Source organism: Campylobacter sp. JMF_01 NE2 (assembly GCF_027737365.1).
GTDB lineage: Bacteria > Campylobacterota > Campylobacteria > Campylobacterales > Campylobacteraceae > Campylobacter_B.
This window is the reverse complement of sequence record NZ_JAOVTR010000025.1, coordinates 1-1074: the sequence shown is the minus strand read 5'-3', so window position 1 is coordinate 1074 and position 1074 is coordinate 1. Positions and strand designations below refer to the sequence as shown.

At 42.2% G+C, this 1074-nt stretch carries 1 pseudogene; it reads left to right on the top strand.

The window, feature by feature from the left end:
• A pseudogene (locus OFO01_RS08970) lies at positions 1–1074 on the top strand (ATP-dependent metallopeptidase FtsH/Yme1/Tma family protein); the annotation flags it as partial.

Here is a 1074-nt window from a genome sequence, read left to right as displayed (position 1 = left end):
ATTCCTTTTTGAAATGGCGAAAAAAGAAGCCCCTGCGATAGTTTTTATAGATGAAATCGACGCCATATGAAAAAGCAGAGCAGCAGGGGGAATCGGCGGCGGAAATGATGAGCGAGAGCAAACGCTAAATCAACTTTTAGCTGAAATGGACGGCTTTGATAGCGATAAAAGCCCTGTTATCGTCCTAGCAGCGACAAATCGCCCCGAAGTCTTAGATGCTGCGCTTTTGCGTCCTGGTCGTTTTGATAGACAAGTCGTGGTCGATAGACCTGATTTTGACGGACGGGTTGCGATTTTAAAAGTGCATATGCGAGATGTTAAATTTGCAAATGACATTGATATTGAAGAGATTGCCCGTTTGACCGTGGGTTTTGCAGGAGCTGATCTAGCCAATATCATAAATGAAGCTGCACTTTTAGCAGGGCGTGAAGCCAAAAAAGCAGTCGAGCAAAAAGATTTGCTTGAAGCCATTGAACGCGTGGCGATTGGTTTAGAGAAAAAATCGCGCCGTGTAAATCCACTTGAAAAACGCATTGTGGCGTATCATGAAAGCGGTCATGCACTTTTGGCTGAAACTACAAAAGGGGCTTTGGCAGTTACGAAAGTTACCATTGTGCCGCGTGGCATAAGTGCTGCCGGTTATACGCTAAATTCGCCAGAAGAAAATCGCTTTTTAAAACAAAAACACGAGCTTATGGCAGAAGTCGATGTTTTACTAGCAGGCAGAGCAGCAGAAGAAGTCTTTATAAAAGAGATTTCAACAGGAGCAAGTAACGATTTAGAGCGAGCAACGGATATTATAAAATACATGATTACGCAAGTGGGAATGACCGATGTAGCAGGGCTTATGGTTCTAGAAAAACGCCAAAATTTATTCTTAACAGGCGGTCAGAGCTTAAAAGATTATAGCGAAGATATGGCGATTAAAATCGATACTTTTACAAAAGAGCTTTTAAATGAACGCTATAATGCCGTAAAAGAGCGACTTCAAACTTATAGCGGTGCGATAGAAAATATGGTAAAAGCACTTTATGAAAAAGAGACGATTGAGGGCGAAAAGGTGCGAGAGATCAT